This is a genomic window from Geodermatophilus sp. CPCC 205761 (genome assembly GCF_051383655.1).
Lineage (GTDB): Bacteria > Actinomycetota > Actinomycetes > Mycobacteriales > Geodermatophilaceae > Geodermatophilus.
In genome coordinates, this window is sequence record NZ_JALPKQ010000001.1 from 135500 (window position 1) to 152982 (window position 17483).

A 17483-nucleotide genomic window follows, 5' to 3' on the forward strand; every position below is an offset into this window, starting at 1 on the left:
CGGTCCCCTCCGATGAGGGGACCGGGCCGCTGTCGCGTCCGGCTAGCGGCGGACGGGCGTGAGCCCCAGCGACATCCCGGACAGCCCGCGCTGACGGCTGGCGAGGCCTTCGGCGATCGCGGCCAGCGCCATGGCGGCCGGCGACTCCGGCTCGGCGAGCACGACCGGCGCACCGGCGTCGCCCGCCTCGCGGACCCGCGTGTCCAGGGGGATCTGGCCGAGCAGCGGCACGCGTGCACCGAGGGTGCGGGTCAGCGCGTCGGAGACCGTCTGGCCGCCACCGGAGCCGAAGACCTCCATGCGGGAGCCGTCGGGCAGCTCCAGCCACGACATGTTCTCGATGACGCCGACGACCTGCTGGTGGGTCTGGGTGGCGATCGCGCCGGCCCGCTCGGCCACCTCGGCGGCGGCCAGCTGCGGCGTCGTCACGACGAGGATCTCGGCGTTGGGCAGCAGCTGGGCGATGGAGATGGCGACGTCGCCGGTGCCGGGCGGCAGGTCGAGCAGGAGGACGTCGAGGTCGCCCCACCACACGTCGGCGAGGAACTGCTGCAGCGCGCGGTGCAGCATCGGCCCGCGCCACACCACGGGGGTGTTGCCCGGGGTGAACATGCCGATCGAGATGACCTTCACGCCGTAGGCCTGCGGCGGCATGATCATGTTGTCGACCTGGGTGGGCTTGTCGTCGACCCCGAGCATCCGCGGCACCGAGTGGCCGTAGATGTCGGCGTCCACGACGCCGACCGACAGGCCGCGCCGGGACAGCGCGGCGGCCAGGTTGACCGTGACCGACGACTTGCCGACGCCGCCCTTGCCGGAGGCGACGGCGTACACGCGGGTCAGCGAGCCGGGCTGGGCGAACGGGATGACCGGGTCGGCGGCGTCGGTGCCGCGGACGGTGCGGCGCAGCTCGGCGCGCTGCTCGTCGTTCATCACGTCGAGGCCGACCTGGACCGAGGTGACGCCGGCGACGGCCGACACCGCCTGGGTGACCCGGTTGGTGATCGTCTCGCGCATGGGGCAGCCCGAGACGGTCAGGTACACCTCGACCCGGACGGCGCCGTCGGCGCCGATCTGCACGTCCTTGACCATGCCCAGCTCGGTGAGCGGGCGGTTGATCTCCGGGTCCTGCACGGTGGCCAGGGCGGCGTTGACGGCGTCGAGCGCCGGCGCGCCGGTCAGCGGGGCGGACATCGTTGCGGCTGTCTCCTTCGGCGGGGGACCCGGTCCGGCCCGCCGAGAGGCGACGGCGACCTGCGCACACGGGTCTCCTGCCACTGTACGGCGGCCAGGATCCGGAACCGCCCGCCGGAGCGTGATCCGTCCCGCAGCCCGCACCGGTCTCGGCGCCGTGCCCCGCCCCCCGAGCCGCCGCCGTGTCGGACCGGGTCGTTAGCCTCGGTCACCGTGTCCGCAGATCGTTCCGCCACCCTGCGCGACGCGGTCGGGCTGGGGCTCGCGGTGGGTCTCTACGGCGCGGCCTTCGGTGCCGCGGCCGACGCGGCCGGGCTGGATCTGTGGCAGGCCATGACGATGTCGCTGCTGATGTTCACCGGCGCCTCGCAGTTCGCCCTGGTCGGCGTGCTGGGCGCGGGTGGCAGCGGGCTCGCCGCGGTCGGCAGCGCGCTGCTGCTGGGTACCCGCAACACCGTCTACGGCGTCCGGATGCTGCCGCTGCTGCGGCCGCGCGGCGTGCTCCGTCGGGTCGGAGCGGCGCACTGGGTCATCGACGAGACGACGGCGCTGGCGATCGCCGCCCCCGACCGGGCGCTTGCCCGGCTGGCCTTCCTGTCCGGCGGCGGCACGATCTTCCTGGTCTGGAACGCCACGACCGTGGTCGGCTCGCTCGGGGCCGCGGCGCTGTCCGGGGCCGCCCTGGCCGCCCTGGACGCCGTCGTCCCGGCCGCCTTCCTGGCGCTGCTGTGGCCGCGGCTGCAGCGGTCGTTCCCCGAGGCGGCCGTGCAGCGGCGGGTGGCGGTGGGCGGCGCGGTGGTCGCGCTCGCGCTGACCCCCGTCGTGCCCGCGGGCGTGCAGGTGATCGCCGCGGTGGTCGCGGTGGCGCTGGCCGGGCGGCCGCGGGTGGCGTCGGAGGAGGCCCGATGACCGGCACCGCGCTGTGGGTGACTGTCGTGGCGGCGTCGCTCGGCTGCTACCTGCTCAAGCTCGCCGGGCTCTCGGTGCCCGCCGCCTGGGTGGAGCGGCCGTGGGTGACCCGCGTCGTCGACTTCGTGCCCGCTGCGCTGCTCGCTGCACTGGTCGCGGTGCAGGCCGCCACCACCGACGGCGCGCTGGTCGTCGACGGTCGGCTGGCCGGGCTCGCGGCCGCAGCGCTGGCGCTGGCGCTGCGGTCGCCGTTCATCGTCGTCCTGGTGGTCGCCGGGGCGACCGGCGCCCTGGTCCACGTCGTCGCCGGCGGCTGAGCCGGCCGCCGTCCTCAGCCGACCGCGTCGCGCTTCTTCCGCGCCTTCTTCTCGCGCCGGTCGGCGTCGTCGGCGGCGTCCTCGGCCATGCGGTTGAGCTCGCCGCGGATGAAGTCGCGGGTGGCCAGCTCGCCGATCGCCACCCGCAGCGCGGCCAGCTCGCGGGCCAGGTACTCGGTGTCGGCGCGGGTGGTCGAGGCCCGGGCGCGGTCCTCCTCCAGGGCCACGCGGTCGCGGTCGGCCTGCCGGTTCTGCGCCAGCAGGATCAGCGGGGCGGCGTAGGCGGCCTGGGTGGAGAACGCCAGGTTGAGCAGGATGAACGGATACGGGTCCCACTGCAGCTGGACGGCGAAGACGTTGAGCCCGATCCAGACGATCACGAGCACCGTCTGGACGGCGAGGAACCGGCCGGTGCCCAGGAAGCGGGCGATGGCCTCGGCGAACTGGCCGACCGCGTCCGGGTTGAACCGCACGAAGCTGCTCAGCCGGCGGGTCCGGCCGCGGGGGACGTCGAGCCGCTGGCTCTCAGCCACGTCGGGCCCGTTCGCGCCAGTCGTCGGGCAGCAGGTGGTCGAGGACGTCGTCCACGCTGACCGCGCCCACGAGGTGCCCCTGCCCGTCGACGACCGGGGCGGCCACCAGGTTGTAGGTGGCGAAGTAGCGGGTCACCTCCGCCAGCGGCGCCTCCGGCGTGAGCGGTTCCATGTCGTCGAGCACGCCGCTGACCAGCGTGGACGGCGGCTCGCGCAGCAGCCGCTGGATGTGTGCCAGCCCGAGGTAGCGCCCGGTCGGGGTGGCCGACGGCGGCCGGCAGACGTAGACCTGGCTGGCCAGGGCCGGGCTGAGCTCGGGCTCGCGCACCCGCGCCAGGGCCTCGGCGATCGTGGCGTCGGGGGTCAGGATCACCGGCTCGCTGGTCATGATCCCGCCGGCGGTGTCCTCGGAGTACTTGAGCAGCTGGCGCACCGGCTCGGCCTCGTCGGGCTCCATGAGCTCGAGCAGCCGGTTGCGGTCGACGTTCGACAGCTCGGCCAGCAGGTCGGCGGCGTCGTCGGGGTCCATCACCTCGAGGACGTCGGCCGCGCGGCTCTCGTCCAGCGTGCCGAGGATGGTGATCTGGTCGGCCTCGGGCAGCTCGCCCAGCACGTCGGCCAGCCGCTCGTCGTCCAGCGCCTCGGCGACCTCGTGCCGGCGCTTGATCGGCAGCTCCTGCAGCGCGTGGGCCAGGTCGGCGGCGTTGAGCTCGCGGTAGGTCGCGATGAGCGTCTCGGCACCCTGTCCGGTCTGCGGCAGGCTCAGCCCGCGGACCTCGTCCCAGTTCAGCTGGTGCAGCTGGCCGCGGCGGCCCAGCCGGCCGGGTTCCTGGACGGCGAGCTTGGAGAGCACCCAGTCGCCGGTGCGGGTCTGCTCCATCCCGGCGTCGACGACCACGGCGGGACGACCGGACTCGGCGAGGTGGACCGAGCGGTCAAGCAGCTCGCCGAGGACCAGGGTCTCGCCCCGCCGCTGCTCGAAGCGCTTGAGGTTGAGCGTGCCCGAGCCGAGGACCACCGCGCCGGGGTCGACCGAGGTCACCCGGCCCATCGGCACGAAGATCCGGCGACGGGCGACCACCTCGACGACCAGGCCGAGGACGCGGGGCGGCGCCGTGCCGACGCGCAATGCGACGACGGCGTCGCGGACCTTGCCCACCCGGTCGCCGTTGGGGTCGAAGACGGTCAGCCCGGCCAGCCGGGAGACATACGCCCTCGTCACCGTCGTCACGGGACGTGAGGCTACCGTCGGCGGCGTGTCGTCCCCCGCAGCCGAGCTCGAGTACGAGGTCGTCGACGTCTTCGCGCCGCGCGCCTTCGCCGGCAACCCGCTCGCCGTCGTGTTCGACGCCGACGCGCTGACCACCGAGCAGTGCCAGGCGCTGGCCCTCGAGTTCCACCTCTCGGAGACCTCGTTCCTGTGCGCGCCGACCGCCGGCTCGGGCGCCACCTACCGGGTGCGCATCTTCACGCCCTACGCCGAGCTGCCCTTCGCCGGGCACCCGAGCGTCGGCGCGGCGCACACGCTGGTGCGGGCCGGCCGGGCGGCCACGGGCACGCTGCGGCAGGAGTGCGGCGCCGGCGTGCTCGACGTCGTGGTCGACGAGCAGGGCGCGACGCTCACCGGCGGCCGCCCCACGCTCGAGGACGGCCCGGACCTCGCCGCGCTGGCCGAGGCGATGGGCCTGTCGGCGGCCGACGTGGTCGGCGTCCCGGCGCACGTGGCCGGCTGCGGCCTGCCGTTCACGTTCCTCGCGGTGCGCCCCGAGGTGGTCGACCAGGCGGCGCCCGTTCCGGCACTGCTGGGCCGGCTCGGGGTGGGGGAGGGCGTCTCGGTCCTCGCCTGGGACGGCGCGGCCTCCACCGCGTACGCCCGGGTGTTCGCCGCCGACATCGCCTGGGGCGAGGACCCGGCGACCGGATCGGCGGCCCTGGGCGCCGGCGTCTGGCTGGTGGCCGCGGGGCTGGTGGCCGGCGACGGGACGTCGTCCTACGTGGTCCGGCAGGGCGAGGCGATGGGCCGCCCCTCGGTCCTGACCTGCACCGTCACCGCGTCCGGTGGTGCGGCCGTCTCGGCCACCACGCACGGGGCCGTCGTGCCGGTCGCGCGCGGCCGGATCCGGGTCCCGAGCTGAGAGAGGACCCCGTCCCGCTCACCCCTGGCTCCGCTCGGCGCGAGCCTCTGGACGGGGCCGGCTCCGCGTGGGCGGTGCACCGTCCCGGCGGCCGGGACGTCGGGTTGATGGCCGCCGCCGTCGTCGGCATCTCGCTGTCCGCGCCGCTGACCACGCTGCTGGCGGCGCCGATGCTGGCGCTGGCGTTCTGGCGCAACGTGGGCGGCGCCGCGGTGCTGCTGCCGGTGCTGCTCCTGCGGGAGCGTCCGGTGCTGGCCGGGCTCCGGTTCCGCCACCTCGGCAGCTCCGTGCTGGCCGGGCTGTTCCTCGCCGCGCACTTCGCCGCCTGGCTGCCCAGCCTGTCGATGACCACGGTCGCCGCGTCGACCGCGCTGGTCACGACGACGCCGATCTGGACGGCGCTGGTCGCCCGGATCAGCGGGGTGCGGCTGCCCGCGGCGATCTGGTGGGGGCTGGTGCTGGCCGTGCTGGGGGTCGCCCTCATCGCCGGGGTCGACGTCACGGTCAGCGTGCGGGCGCTGGTCGGCGACGGGCTGGCGCTGCTGGGGGCGGTCTGCGCCGGCGGGTACGTCCTGGCCGGGGCGCGGGCCCGGCAGCGGCTGTCCACCGCCGCCTACGCGATCGTCTGCTACTCGGTCTGCGCGCTGACGATCGCGGTCGCGGCGGTCGTCGTCGGCGCCCCGCTCGGCGGGTTCAGCGGCCGGGACTGGCTGCTGATCGCGGCGATCACCGTGTGCGCCCAGGTGCTCGGCCACACCCTGCTCAACCTGGTGCTCTCCTCGGTCGGACCGACGGTGGTCAGCCTGGTGGTGCTGCTCGAGGTGCCCGGGGCGCTGCTGTTCGCGCTGGTCCTGCTCGGGCAGGTGCCGCCACTGCTCGCCCTGCCCGGCGTGCTGCTCGTCGTCCTCGGGGTGGCGCTGGTGGTGCGCGCCAGCCGGCCGGTGACCCTCGTCGAGCCCGCGACCTGAGGGGCAGAAATGGCCATTTCTGCCCCTGACTACCCTCCGGTAGCGACCTGACCCCGACCAGCTGTGTCGTCCGCCCACCCCACCACCCCGGAGGACCCGTGGCCGAGCTCCGATCCCGCCGTTCCAACCTGGCCGTGCCGGGCAGCAACCCCCGGTTCCTGGAGAAGGCCAAGGGCCTGCCCGCCGACCAGGTGTTCCTCGACCTGGAGGACGCCTGCGCCCCGCTGGCCAAGCCCGGCGCCCGGAAGAACATCGTCGCCGCGCTCAACGAGGGCGGGTGGGGGGAGAAGATCCGCACCGTCCGGGTCAACGACTGGACGACGGAGTGGACCTATCACGACGTGATCGAGGTCGTCGGGGGCGCCGGGGCGAACCTGGACTGCATCATGCTGCCCAAGGTGGTCGACGCCGCCCAGGTGCAGGCGCTGGACCTGCTGCTCACCCAGGTCGAGAAGTCCACCGGCCTGCCGGTGGGGCGGATCGGCATCGAGGCGCAGATCGAGAACGCCCAGGGGCTGATCAACGTCAACGCGATCGCGTTCGCCAGCCCGCGGATCGAGACGATCATCTTCGGCCCGGCCGACTTCATGGCCTCGATCAACATGAAGTCCCTCGTGGTGGGGGCGCTGCACCCGGACTACGCCGGCGATCCGTTCCACTACATCCTCATGCAGATCCTGATGGCCGCCCGGGCCCGCGGCGTGCAGGCGATCGACGGCCCGTTCCTGCAGGTCCGCGACGTCGACGCGTTCCGCGAGGTGGCCAAGCGGTCGGCGGTGCTGGGGTTCGACGGCAAGTGGGTGCTGCACCCGGGGCAGATCGACGCGGCCAACGAGATCTACGCGCCGTCGCAGGAGGACTACGACCACGCCGAGCTGATCCTCGACGCCTACGAGTGGTCCACGTCGGAGGCCGGCGGCGCGAAGGGCTCGGCGATGCTCGGCGACGAGATGATCGACGAGGCCAGCCGCAAGATGGCGCTGGTCATCGCCGGCAAGGGCCGCGCCGCCGGCATGGCCCGCACCTCGACGTTCAGCCCGCCGGAGAGCTGACTGCCCGCTGAACGAGGCATAGGAAGCTCTCCCCCCGTCCAGCACCCGTCGACGTGGGTAGAGCTTCCTATGCCCGAGGCGTCAGGGGCCGAAGGAGACGCCGGCCAGCGCGGCGACCGCCACGAACCACAGCACGATCGCCAGGACGACGAGCGCGCAGAACACCGCGCCGACGATGATGCCGGCCAGGGCCAGGCCCTCGCCGTCCTCGCCGGTCCGCCTGATCTGCCGGCGTGCGACGACGCCGAGCACCACGCCGGCCGGTGCGAAGACGAACGCCATGACCAGGGCGAGGACCGCCAGGGTGTTGGTCGGCCGCGGGTACGGCGCGGGTGGCGCGTACGGGAGGCCGTAGCCGGGAGGCGGTCCGTAGCCGGGAGGCGGTCCGTAGCCGGGGTCGGCGTACGGCGGCGGGGGCGGCACGGTGGCGGGGGAGTCGCCCCGGTACCGGCCGTCGTCGTGCGTGCTCATCGGGTCCTTCCGTCGGGGGCGCCGGGTCACCGCCCGACGGCGGCGCCGGGCAGCGCGGCCATCCGGGTCGCGATGCCCCGGGCGGCGGTGGCGCCTGCGGCAGGATCCTCCGCGATGAGCACCGACACCACCGCGCCACGCCCTTGGGCGAGCACGTCCTGCGTGGTCCCGTCCGCCAGCCGGTAGCGCACCGCGACGACGGTCCCGGCCAGTCCCTCGACGACCGGCGGCTCGACGAGCGTGCGGTCGCCGGCCGTGCAGGACTCGAAGGCGTCCCGCAGCTCGGTCAGCGCCAGCTCACCGGACTCGGCCGAGTCGTAGGCGATCGCCTCGGAGACGACGGTGGCGGCGCCGGCCGGGTGGAGGCCGACGACGGGGTGCTTGGCGACCCGGTGCTCCTCGGAGGCGAAGGCGACGCCGCAGATGCCGTCGAGGCTCGGGTCGCCGGCCAGGTCGCCGTCCGGCACGGGGTTGGCCTGCACCGACCAGCCGGCCGGGAGGTCCGTCGCCCGCAGCGCGACCGCGAGGGCCGCCTCCTCGGGGGTGGTCGCGGCCGCGGGGTCGGCCGTCGCGGCTGCCGACTGCTCGGCCTGGGCCGGCGCGGGCTCCTCCCGCGGGGCGTCGTCCGCCGGCGGGCTCCCGCAGCCGGCGGCCAGCAGGACGGCGGCGAGCGCGACGACCAGGGACCTCACCCCGGCGACGCTAGCCCGGCGGGCGGGTGTGACGAGGGCGGGTGGGCGGTGGCCCATACTCACCGGTAACTACGGACACCGAAGTCCCGGAGGAGCGACCGCCATGACCCGTCTGGCCCAGACCGCCGACCTGACCGACGTCCAGCAGGAGATCCTGGCGACGGTCCGCAGCTTCGTGGACAAGGAGATCATCCCGCACGCCCAGCAGCTCGAGCACGCCGACGCCTACCCGACCGAGATCGTCGAGGGCTTGAAGGAGATGGGGATCTTCGGGCTGATGATCCCCGAGGAGTTCGGCGGGCTGGGCGAGTCGCTGCTGACCTACGCGCTGGTGGTCGAGGAGATCGCCCGCGGCTGGATGAGCGTCTCGGGGGTGATCAACACCCACTTCATCGTGGCCTACATGGTGCTGCAGCACGGCACGCCCGAGCAGCGCGAGCGGCTGCTGCCGCGGATGGCGACCGGCGAGGTGCGCGGCGCGTTCTCGATGTCCGAGCCGGGGCTGGGCTCCGACGTCGCCGGGATCCGCACCAAGGCCGTGAAGCAGGTCGAGGGCGACTACGTGATCGACGGGCAGAAGATGTGGCTGACCAACGGCGGGTCCTCCACGCTGGTCGCGGCGCTGGTGCGCACCGAGGAGGGTGCGGCGAAGGCGCACCAGAACCTGACCTGCTTCCTGGTGGAGAAGCCGGCCGGGTTCGGTGAGGTGCTGCCCGGGCTGAGCATCCCCGGGAAGATCGACAAGATGGGCTACAAGGGCGTGGACACCACCGAGCTGGTGTTCGACGGCTTCCGGATCGGCGCCGAGCACGTCCTGGGTGGGACGCCGGGGCGGGGGTTCGCGCAGATGATGGACGGCGTCGAGGTCGGCCGGGTGAACGTCGCGGCCCGCGCCTGCGGCATCTCGATCCGCGCGTTCGAGCTGGCCATCGCCTACGCCCAGCAGCGGGAGACGTTCGGCCGGCCGATCGCGCAGCACCAGGCGATCGCCTTCCAGCTGGCCGAGATGGCCACCAAGGTCGAGGCCGCGCACGCGCTGATGGTGAAGGCCGCCCGGTTGAAGGACGCCGGCTCGCGCAACGACGTCGAGGCGGGCATGGCCAAGCTGCTGGCCAGCGAGTACTGCGCCGAGGTCACCACGACCTCGTTCCGCATCCACGGCGGGTACGGCTACTCCAAGGAGTACGAGATCGAGCGGCTGATGCGCGAGGCGCCGTTCCTGCTCATCGGCGAGGGCACCAGCGAGATCCAGAAGACCATCATCAGCCGCGGCCTGCTCAAGGAGTACGCCCTCAAGCGCTGAGGGAGGACCCCCCGATCAGCCGGCCGAGTCGGCCGGCTGCTCGAAGGTGACCTCGACCCGGTCGACGCCGAGCGAGCGGGCCAGCCCGGTCAGCATGTCCCGCGTGTTGTCCTCGGCCCGCTCGCGCAGGTCGCTCTCCGCGGCCGCGGCGGCCAGCCGGTCCTCCGCCAGCGCGTAGAGCTCGGTGTCGTCGACCGGGTTGTCGCCGAAGGCGTCGCCGACCCGCTCGAACAGCCCGCGGTCGCGGTCGAGGACCCGGCTCTCCGCCGGGTCGATGCGCACCTCGCCGACGCGCGGCGAGGGCAGGTCGATGGTGGCCGACGTGCCGTCGGCGGAGAGGGCGACCCGGCCGGAGTCCAGCCCCTCGAAGTCGACGTAGGCGTCCGCGGTGCCGGTGGCCAGGAAGCTGACCCGCTCGCCGCTGATCACCGACGGCACGTACCGGGTGTCCTTCTCCTGGTCGACGACGACCTGGAAGGTGCCGGTGGCCGCGTGGTACTCGTGCAGGTCGTCGAGGGCCAGCAGCAGCGGCGTCGTGCTGCGGTCGACGACGTCCTGCTCGAACGGGTTGCCGGGCAGCCAGTCCCACACCTGGCCCGACACGGGCACGAGCACGGCCAGCCCGATCGCGGCGGCGACCAGGCGGCGGGGCACCCGGCGCCGGCGGCGCGGCGTCCGCTCGGCGGTGCTGTCGGTGGACCGGTCCAGCAGGAGTGCGGGCATGCGCGACCTCTTCCGAACGGGCGGGGGACTGCCCTGTTCAGCGACGGGCAGCCGCCCGTCATTCCCGCGATCGGGGACGGCGGTGCGTCAGCGGGCCGGCCGCCGGTCGTACGCGGCCCGCGCCCACAGGTACCCGGCCCAGCGCGATCGCCGCGCACCAGCCGACCGACAGCAGGCCGTTGATGCCGCCCGGTGACGGAGATGGCGGGGGTCATGGTCGTCACGCCCGTCGGACGACGATGTCGCCGAAGCCGGTGCGGGCGCGCAGCCGCACGGTCTCCTGCTCACGGTGGCCCGGACGGCGCCGAGCGGCCCGGAGCAGTCGACGTCGCCGGTCCCGCAGTCGACGGCGAGCACCGAGCGCTCCGGCAGGAGGACGTCGACCTCGACCGATGGCAGGCCGCCGCCGAAGAACAGCAGGCGGGGCCGGCGGGGCGAGCTGACCAGCAGCGTCCCGCCGTTGTACTCGACCCGGGTCTGCTCGGCGGCCTGGATGCGCGCGGCAACGGGGCCGGGGGTGGCGAAGGTGGGCACGGTGGACCTCCGGACGGGTGGGTGTCGGGGCAGCGGGCGGGCGGCGGTCAGCTGACCCAGCCCGAGTAGGTCTGGCCGGACCAGCGGCCGCGGCGGCGTCCCGGCGCGTCCGGGCCGCCGTCCTGCAGGGCGCGCGTGACGGCTCGGACCAGCCAGCTGTTGACCGAGGAGCCCTGCCGCTCGGTGGCCTCCTCGACCCCGGGCCTTGAGCGCGTCGGGCAGGCCCAGGGTGATCCGCGCCGTCCCGCCGTCGTCCGCATCTCCCGGCGCCGGCTGCGCGGAACCCCGGGTCGGCCTCCGGAGCGCCCTCCTCGTGCGGCGGCACCGGGTGCGTCACGACCAGGCCGATGTCGCTGCCGCGCAGCCGCACGTCGACGGCTCCGGGCGCCAGCTGGCCGGTGAGCTCCTCCGCGGCCGCGGAGAGGGGCCTGAGCAGGGCGAGCCGCAGCGAGGAGTCCAGCGGCGCGGTGAGCCGTTCGGCGAGTGCGCGCCGGCGTCACGGTCCGGGGTTCCACGTCACGGAAGGGCGGGGAACACGTCGCGCGGGCCGGGGCTTGGCTCGGGACATGAGAGCTGTCGGAGTGACCGAGTTCGGTGGGCCGGAGGCCCTGCACCTCATCGACGTCCCGGCCGAGCCGCTGGGGCCGGGGCAGGTCCGGCTGCGGGTGACCGCGGCGACGGTGAACCCGACCGACACCCACGCCCGCAACGGCACGTACGCCCAGCGGGACCCGGTCAAGGAGTTCCCCTACGTGCCCGGGATGGACGCCGCCGGCGAGCTGCTCGAGATCGGCCCCGACGTCGAGACCGACCTGCAGGTGGGCGAGCGGGTGATGGCGATCGTGCTGCCGTCGGGGGCGCACGGCGGCTACCGGGAGGATCTCGTCGTCCCGGCCGGGTCGGTGGCCCGCTCGCCGAAGGGCGCCACGGACGCCGAGGCCGCGACTCTGCCCATGAACGGCCTCACCGCACGGCTGGCGCTCGACCTGATGGCGCTCGAGCCCGGCCAGGTGCTCGCGGTGACCGGCTCCGCGGGTGCGTTCTGCGGCTACGTGATCCAGCTGGCCAAGCGGGAGGGGCTGACCGTCGTCGCCGACGCCTCGGAGGCCGACGAGCAGCTGGTCCGCGACCTCGGCGCCGACGTCGTCGTCCGGCGCGGCGACGACGTCGCCGACCGGGTCCGCGAGCTCTACCCCGAGGGTGTCGACGGGCTGGCCGACGGCTCCGTGCAGGACGAGCTCGTGCTCCCGGCCGTGAAGGACGGCGGCACCGTCGCGACCGTGCGCGGCTACCGGGGCGACGGGCAGCGCGGGCTGCGCGTCCACCCGGTCGCCGTCCGGAACTACGTCGAGGAGCAGGAGCGGCTGGACGGCCTGCGGCAGCTGGTGGAGGACGGCGTGGTGACCCTGCGCGTGGCGCGGACGATCCCCGCCGAGGAGGCCGCCGAGGCGCACCGGCTGCTCGAGCGCGGCGGCGTCCGCGGGCGCCTGGTCCTCACCTTCTGAGGTCGCGGGAGTGGCCCCCGACCTGCCAGGGTGGGGCCACTCCCGGGCACCGGTGCCCGGCCGACGTGGAGGTGCGCAGATGGTGCACAGGCTCGTGGTCAACTATGGGCAGCCCGATGACCCGGGCGCGTTCGACGACTACTACCGCGACACGCACATGCCCCTGGCCATGGAGATGCCCGGGCTCATCCGGTTCACCGCCGGCCACGCCAAGTCGATGGACCCCTCCCAGCAGGCGCCCTACTTCGTCGCCGAGCTCGACTTCGAGTCCGAGGAGTCGATGATGACGGCCTTCGCCTCGCCGGAGGGCCGGTCGGCGGGGGAGGACGTCGCCAACTTCGCCACCGGTGGCGCGACGATGGCGCACTTCGACGTCCGCGAGATCAAGATCGGCATGCCGTACGTGCCGTGACGGCCTGTTGCGGTCGGCCGGGGCGCGGCCGGTGAACGGGGCGCAGGCGCTCATCCGCACCCTCGTCGCGGCCGGGGTCGACGTCTGCTTCGCCAACCCCGGCACGTCGGAGATGCACTTCGTCGCGGCCCTGGACGACGTGCCGGAGATGCGCGCCGTGCTGACCCTGTTCGAGGGGGTCGCGACCGGCGCCGCCGACGGCTACGCGCGCATGGCCGGCCGCCCCGCCGCGACCCTGCTGCACCTCGGCCCGGGGTTGGCCAACGGCCTGGCCAACCTGCACAACGCCCGCCGGGGCGGCGCCCCGCTGGTGAACGTCGTCGGCGACCACGCGCGGTCGCACAAGCGGCTGGACGCCCCGCTGGAGTCCGACGTCGACGCCCTCGCCGGCGCGGTGTCGGGCTGGGTGCGCCGGTCGCTGTCGCCGGCCGACGTCGCAGCCGACGCCGCCGAGGCGGTGGCGCAGGCGGCGCGGGGAGCGGTGGCGACCCTCGTGCTGCCCGCCGACGTCTCCTGGGAGGACGGCGCCGCGCCGGCCGAGCCGGTGCCGGTGCGGCCCGCCCCCCGGGTGCCCGACGCGGTGGTCGAGGACGTGGCCGCCGCGCTCGCGTCGGGGGAGCCGGCCGTGCTGTTCCTCGGCGGCGACGTCGTGGCGTGCGAGGAGGGACTGCTCGCCGCCGGCCGGGTCGCCGCCGGCACCGGCGCGCGGCTGCTGACCGAGACGTTCCCCGCGCGGACGGTGCGCGGCGCCGGCCTGCCCGACGTCGACAAGCTGCCCTACCCGCCGGAGATGGCGATGGCCGCCCTCGAGGGGACGGCGCACCTGGTCCTGGCCGGGGCGACCGGGCCGGTGCACTTCTTCGCCTATCCGGACGTGCCGGGGACGCCGGTGCCCGAGGGCTGCACGGTGCACGTGCTCTCCGCCCCGGGGGAGGACGGCGTGGCCGCGGTGCGGGCGCTGGCCGACCGCGTCGCGCCCGGCACCGAGCCGGAGCCGGTCGAGGCCGCCCGCCCCGAGCTGCCCACCGGCCTGCTGGACCCGCGGTCGATGGCAGCGGTGGTCGGCGCGCTGCTGCCCGAGCGGGCGATCGTCGTCGACGAGGCGCTCACCTCGGGGGTGGGCCTGGCCGAGCTGACCGCGGGCGCGCCGCGGCACGACTGGCTGGCGCTGACCGGCGGCGCGATCGGCGACGGGCTGCCGATGGCGGTCGGCGCCGCGGTGGCCTGCCCCGACCGGCCGGTGCTGTGCATCCAGGCCGACGGCAGCGCGATGTACACCATCCAGGCGCTGTGGACCCAGGCCCGCGAGCAGCTCGACGTCACGACGATCGTCTGCGACAACGGCTCCTACGCGATCCTCGAGCACGAGCTGTCCCGCGTGGGTGCCGACGGCGACGGCGAGCGGGCCGGGCAGCTGCTGCACCTGGGCGGTCCCGGGCTGGACTTCGTCGCGCTCGCGACCGGTATGGGCGTGCCGGCGACCCGCGCGACGACGGCCGAGGAGCTGGCCGACCAGCTCCGGCGGGCGCTGGCCGAGCCGGGCCCGCACCTGATCGACGCGGTGCTCCCCGGCCGGCACTGAGCGTGCGGTGGCGCGGCGGGCCGCTCGCGTCGCCGTGGCCGTCGTCCTGGTGCTCGCCGTGCTGACCGGGCTGCTCTGGGCCCTGCAGCGGCGGCTGGTCTACCTGCCCGACGACGGCCCGGTGCCGGCCGCGGCCGACGTCCTCCCCGGCGGGCGGGACGTCGTCCTGCGGACCTCCGACGGGCTGGCGCTGGGGGCCTGGTTCGTGTCCGGCCGCGCCCCGGACGCCGCCGCGGTGCTGGTGGCCAACGGCAACGGCGGGCACCGCGGACTGCGGGCGCCGCTGGCCCGCGCGCTGGCCGGTCGCGGGCTGGCTGTGCTGCTCTTCGACTACCGGGGCTACGGCGGCAACCCGGGCAGCCCGAGCGAGGCGGGGCTGGCCCGCGACGTGCGCGCGGCCCGCACCTTCCTGGTGGCGGAGGCCGGCGTGCCGCCCGGCCGGCTCGTCTACTACGGCGAGAGCCTGGGCGCGGCGGTGGTCGCCGAGCTGTCCGGCGAGCACCCGCCCGCGGGACTGCTCCTGCGTTCGCCGTTCACCGACCTCGCCGCCGTGGGCAGCGAGCACTACCCGTTCCTCCCGGTGCGGGCGCTGCTGCGCGACCGCTACCCGGTGGCCGAGCGCATCGCCTCGGTGCGCGCGCCGACGACGGTGGTGCTGGGCGACGCCGACTCCATCGTGCCGCCGGCGCAGAGCCGTGCGGTCGCGGACGCCGCGGCGCGGCTGCACCGGCTGGTCGAGGTCCCCGGGGCCGACCACAACGACCGGGTGCTGCTGGACGGCGACGCGCTGGTCGACGCGGTCGTGGAGCTGGCCGGCGTCAGGTAGCCGCGTCGAGGTACGCGCGGGCCAGCCGCTTCGGAGCGCGGGCCAGCCACGCCTCGGTGACCAGCTCGGGGAGCTCCTCGACCGCCATCTCGTCGAGCCGCACCAGCACGACCGGGTAGCCGGTGAAGTGCGGCGTCGTGAAGTAGACGGCCGGGTCGTCGGCGAGCAGCTCCTCCTTGGCGCCGAGGTCGGGCACCCAGGCGGCGAGCACCGGCCCGTCGGGAGCCTGGTCGCCGAGCGCCTCGAGGTCGGCGCGGCGCAGCGGCCGCTCCCAGACGAAGCCCTTGTCCCGCACCCGCCACTCGTGGCGGCCGCGCGCGTCGCTCTCGGTGACCTCGGGCAGGGTCAGTGCCACCTGCCGGACGTCGGTCCAGGTCGCCACGGGCGGCAGGGTAGTGCTCTCGGCTGCCCTGACGGGGCCCGGCCGCTGCGCCACCGAGCCGTCCGACCCCTGGCCCGCGTGGCCAAGGGCACTGGTGGTGCCGGGCGTCCCGCGCCACCGTCCGAGGCGGCGGTGGGGGAAGCGGGGCGGCAGCGTCCCGGCGCCGCCGGTGGAGCTGATCGACATGTCGTATCGGACCGGCGGTCGGCCGCTCGCGGCACTGCTTCTCGCACTGGTGACCGGAGCCCTCTGTCTGGTCGCCGTCCCGGCGGCGGCGCAGCCGTGCACCCAGGCGGACCCGATCGAGCGCCACCACTGCGAACTGGGGGGAACGGCGTCCTTCCTCGGCCCACCGCTGGGTCCCCAGTACCCCGTGGGTGCCGGCCGCGGACAGGACTATGCCGGTGGGGCGATCTACTGGTCGCCGGGCACGGGGGCGCACGAGGTGCACGGCTGGGTCCGCGACCGGTACCTGGCGCGTGGCGGGCCGACGGCTTTCCTGGGGTTCCCGGTGACCGACGAGACGCCGGTGGGCGACGGGGTGGGGGTGTTCAGCCACTTCCAGGGCGGGTCGGTCTACTCGACGCCGGGCACCGGGGCGCACGAGGTGCACGGCTGGGTGCGGGACCGGTGGAACGGATCGGGTGGAGCGCGGGGGTTCCTGGGTTATCCGGTGACCGACGAGACGCCGGTGGGCGACGGGGTGGGGGTGTTCAGTCACTTCCAGGGCGGGTCGGTCTACTCGACGCCGGGCACCGGGGCGCACGAGGTGCACGGCTGGGTGCGGGACCGGTGGAACGGATCGGGTGGAGCGCGGGGGTTCCTGGGTTATCCGGTGACCGACGAGACGCCGGTGGGCGACGGGGTGGGGGTGTTCAGTCACTTCCAGGGCGGGTCGGTCTACTCGACGCCGGCCACCGGGGCGCACGAGATCCACGGCTCCATCCGGGGGAGGTACGACTCGCTGGGTGGGCCGCGCAGCGTGCTCGGCTACCCCATCACCAGCGAGTACGACGTCGTCGCGGGACGGCAGAGCGACACCCAGGGCGGGTTCCTCCGGTGGACCGCGGCCACCGGTGCAGTGCGGGTGGCCGTCCTGGACCCCTACGAGCACGCCGGCACCTGGATCACCCGGTTCCGGTTCAGCCGCGAGTACGGCGGCCCGAACCCCGTCATCCGCCCCGAGCACGTCGACGCCATGGCGGACGCCGGTGTGCACACGATCTACCTCCAGGCCGCGGCACCGGATCCGCGCTACCCCGGCCTGATCAGCCCGGACCTGCAGGCGGCGTTCCTCACCAGGGCGCACGCGCGCGGGATGCGCGTGGTCGCCTGGTACCTGCCGACCTTCACCGACGTGGACGCCGACCTGCGACGGCTGATGGCGATGGTCGACTTCCGGGCGTCCGGGCAGGCGTTCGACGGGATCGGCGTCGACATCGAGGACCGCACGGTCACCGACGTGGCCACGCGCAACGCCCGGCTGGTCGACCTGTCCACGAGGCTGCACGCTGCCGCCCCCGGCGTGACCCTGAGCGCCATCGTGCTCCCGCCGGTGGTTCTCGACGTCATCAACCGCAACTACTGGCCGAGCTTCCCGTGGCGGCAACTCGCCCCGCTGTACCAGGTCTGGCAGCCGATGGCGTACTGGAGCAACCGCACCGACCCGGTCTACAGCGACGCGTACCGGTACACGGCGGAGAACACCACGCGGCTGCGCGGCAACCTCGGGGAGGCCTGCGCGGCGGTGTCGACGATCGGCGGCTTCGGTGCGACGGAGACGGCCGCCGACTACGCGGGCATGGCCCGCGCGGCCCGGGAGCAGGGTGCGATCGGGGTCTCGGTCTTCGACTGGACGACGACGCCGGCGGGTGCGTGGCCGGAGCTGCGCGGCTACGACGTCCGCGGTTGCTGATCCCGGTCTCTCGCGCGGGTCGACCGCCGC

At 74.9% G+C, this 17483-nt stretch carries 19 protein-coding genes; 11 read left to right on the top strand and 8 right to left on the bottom strand.

The annotated features are described in order from the left end of the window. Window positions 1-42: 42 nt before the first annotated feature. Window positions 43-1194 carry an Mrp/NBP35 family ATP-binding protein gene (locus tag MY526_RS00675; RefSeq protein ID WP_436689932.1) on the bottom strand — a complete coding sequence of 384 codons (1152 nt, stop codon included), beginning with the start codon at window positions 1192-1194 and terminating at the stop codon, window positions 43-45. Window positions 1195-1407: 213 nt separating this feature from the next. Here MY526_RS00675 and MY526_RS00680 point away from each other — a divergent pair, with 213 nt between their 5' ends. Continuing rightward, entirely contained in the window at window positions 1408-2103 is a 696-nt protein-coding gene (locus MY526_RS00680; RefSeq protein WP_436702970.1) for an AzlC family ABC transporter permease, read from the top strand. Further along, window positions 2100-2420, top strand: a complete 321-nt coding sequence (locus tag MY526_RS00685; RefSeq protein ID WP_436689936.1) for an AzlD domain-containing protein — start codon at window positions 2100-2102, stop codon at window positions 2418-2420. Before MY526_RS00680 ends, MY526_RS00685 begins: the two co-directional genes overlap by 4 nt. Window positions 2421-2434: 14 nt before the next feature. Here the strand turns inward: MY526_RS00685 and MY526_RS00690 are convergent, their stop codons facing one another. Together MY526_RS00690 and MY526_RS00695 are read right to left on the bottom strand one after the other, a co-directional pair. Further along, on the bottom strand, window positions 2435-2953 hold the full coding sequence (locus MY526_RS00690) for a DUF1003 domain-containing protein (protein WP_436689938.1): 519 nt from the start codon (window positions 2951-2953) through the stop codon (window positions 2435-2437). Next, window positions 2946-4175 carry a magnesium transporter MgtE N-terminal domain-containing protein gene (locus MY526_RS00695; RefSeq protein WP_436689940.1) on the bottom strand — a complete coding sequence of 410 codons (1230 nt, stop codon included), beginning with the start codon at window positions 4173-4175 and terminating at the stop codon, window positions 2946-2948. The genes MY526_RS00690 and MY526_RS00695 overlap by 8 nt, the downstream gene beginning before the upstream one ends. A 34-nt stretch (window positions 4176-4209) precedes the next feature. Here MY526_RS00695 and MY526_RS00700 point away from each other — a divergent pair, with 34 nt between their 5' ends. The 3 genes from MY526_RS00700 to MY526_RS00710 all read left to right on the top strand — a co-directional run bounded on the left by MY526_RS00700 (window position 4210) and on the right by MY526_RS00710 (window position 7108). After that, a complete protein-coding gene (locus tag MY526_RS00700) occupies window positions 4210-5088 on the top strand; it encodes a PhzF family phenazine biosynthesis protein (RefSeq protein ID WP_436689942.1) in 879 nt (292 codons plus the stop codon). A gap of 74 nt (window positions 5089-5162) precedes the next feature. Further along, a complete protein-coding gene (locus tag MY526_RS00705) occupies window positions 5163-6056 on the top strand; it encodes a DMT family transporter (protein ID WP_436689944.1) in 894 nt (297 codons plus the stop codon). Between the two features lie 98 nt (window positions 6057-6154). After that, on the top strand, window positions 6155-7108 hold the full coding sequence (locus MY526_RS00710; protein ID WP_436689946.1) for an HpcH/HpaI aldolase/citrate lyase family protein: 954 nt from the start codon (window positions 6155-6157) through the stop codon (window positions 7106-7108). An 81-nt stretch (window positions 7109-7189) separates the two neighbouring features. On the opposite strand, the gene MY526_RS00715 is transcribed toward MY526_RS00710, so the two are convergent. Next, entirely contained in the window at window positions 7190-7579 is a 390-nt protein-coding gene (locus tag MY526_RS00715) for a DUF4190 domain-containing protein (protein ID WP_436689948.1), read from the bottom strand. 26 nt (window positions 7580-7605) lie between these two features. After that, window positions 7606-8271, bottom strand: a complete 666-nt coding sequence (locus MY526_RS00720; RefSeq protein WP_436702972.1) for a hypothetical protein — start codon at window positions 8269-8271, stop codon at window positions 7606-7608. 103 nt (window positions 8272-8374) lie between these two features. Here MY526_RS00720 and MY526_RS00725 point away from each other — a divergent pair, with 103 nt between their 5' ends. Then, window positions 8375-9574, top strand: a complete 1200-nt coding sequence (locus MY526_RS00725; RefSeq protein WP_436702974.1) for an acyl-CoA dehydrogenase family protein — start codon at window positions 8375-8377, stop codon at window positions 9572-9574. 15 nt (window positions 9575-9589) lie between these two features. Here the strand turns inward: MY526_RS00725 and MY526_RS00730 are convergent, their stop codons facing one another. Then, complete coding sequence (locus tag MY526_RS00730; protein WP_436689954.1) at window positions 9590-10297, bottom strand: DUF4230 domain-containing protein; 708 nt, start codon at window positions 10295-10297, stop codon at window positions 9590-9592. Window positions 10298-10384: 87 nt separating this feature from the next. Further along, complete coding sequence (locus MY526_RS00735; RefSeq protein WP_436702976.1) at window positions 10385-10831, bottom strand: hypothetical protein; 447 nt, start codon at window positions 10829-10831, stop codon at window positions 10385-10387. 566 nt (window positions 10832-11397) lie between these two features. Between MY526_RS00735 and MY526_RS00740 the strand changes: the two genes are divergently transcribed. The 4 genes from MY526_RS00740 (at window position 11398) to MY526_RS00755 (ending at window position 15156) form a co-directional block, all read left to right on the top strand. Further along, complete coding sequence (locus tag MY526_RS00740; RefSeq protein ID WP_436689958.1) at window positions 11398-12336, top strand: quinone oxidoreductase family protein; 939 nt, start codon at window positions 11398-11400, stop codon at window positions 12334-12336. 79 nt (window positions 12337-12415) lie between these two features. Further along, the gene (locus MY526_RS00745; RefSeq protein WP_436689960.1) at window positions 12416-12748 is read left to right on the top strand and encodes an EthD family reductase; all 333 of its coding nucleotides are present in this window, start codon (window positions 12416-12418) and stop codon (window positions 12746-12748) included. 31 nt (window positions 12749-12779) lie between these two features. Next, entirely contained in the window at window positions 12780-14330 is a 1551-nt protein-coding gene (locus MY526_RS00750; protein ID WP_436702978.1) for an acetolactate synthase large subunit, read from the top strand. Between the two features lie 7 nt (window positions 14331-14337). Further along, window positions 14338-15156, top strand: coding sequence for an alpha/beta hydrolase (locus MY526_RS00755; RefSeq protein WP_436702980.1), 819 nt, complete (start codon window positions 14338-14340; stop codon window positions 15154-15156). Here MY526_RS00755 and MY526_RS00760 read toward each other — a convergent pair. Further along, a complete protein-coding gene (locus MY526_RS00760; protein ID WP_436689966.1) occupies window positions 15149-15538 on the bottom strand; it encodes an MmcQ/YjbR family DNA-binding protein in 390 nt (129 codons plus the stop codon). The two genes, MY526_RS00755 and MY526_RS00760, sit on opposite strands and share 8 nt — an antisense overlap. A gap of 184 nt (window positions 15539-15722) precedes the next feature. Here MY526_RS00760 and MY526_RS00765 point away from each other — a divergent pair, with 184 nt between their 5' ends. Continuing rightward, a complete protein-coding gene (locus MY526_RS00765) occupies window positions 15723-17453 on the top strand; it encodes a hypothetical protein (protein WP_436689968.1) in 1731 nt (576 codons plus the stop codon). Window positions 17454-17483 lie beyond the last annotated feature (30 nt).

What these genes read in the sequence shown, in the direction of transcription:
- MY526_RS00675 (WP_436689932.1), bottom strand. Translation starts at nt 1,194, where the DNA reads ATGTCCGCCCCGCTGACCGGCGCGCCGGCGCTCGACGCCGTCAACGCC.
- MY526_RS00685 (WP_436689936.1), top strand. Translation starts at nt 2,100, where the DNA reads ATGACCGGCACCGCGCTGTGGGTGACTGTCGTGGCGGCGTCGCTCGGC.
- MY526_RS00715 (WP_436689948.1), bottom strand. Translation starts at nt 7,579, where the DNA reads ATGAGCACGCACGACGACGGCCGGTACCGGGGCGACTCCCCCGCCACC.
- MY526_RS00725 (WP_436702974.1), top strand. Translation starts at nt 8,375, where the DNA reads ATGACCCGTCTGGCCCAGACCGCCGACCTGACCGACGTCCAGCAGGAG.
- MY526_RS00730 (WP_436689954.1), bottom strand. Translation starts at nt 10,297, where the DNA reads ATGCCCGCACTCCTGCTGGACCGGTCCACCGACAGCACCGCCGAGCGG.
- MY526_RS00740 (WP_436689958.1), top strand. Translation starts at nt 11,398, where the DNA reads ATGAGAGCTGTCGGAGTGACCGAGTTCGGTGGGCCGGAGGCCCTGCAC.
- MY526_RS00745 (WP_436689960.1), top strand. Translation starts at nt 12,416, where the DNA reads ATGGTGCACAGGCTCGTGGTCAACTATGGGCAGCCCGATGACCCGGGC.
- MY526_RS00765 (WP_436689968.1), top strand. Translation starts at nt 15,723, where the DNA reads ATGTCGTATCGGACCGGCGGTCGGCCGCTCGCGGCACTGCTTCTCGCA.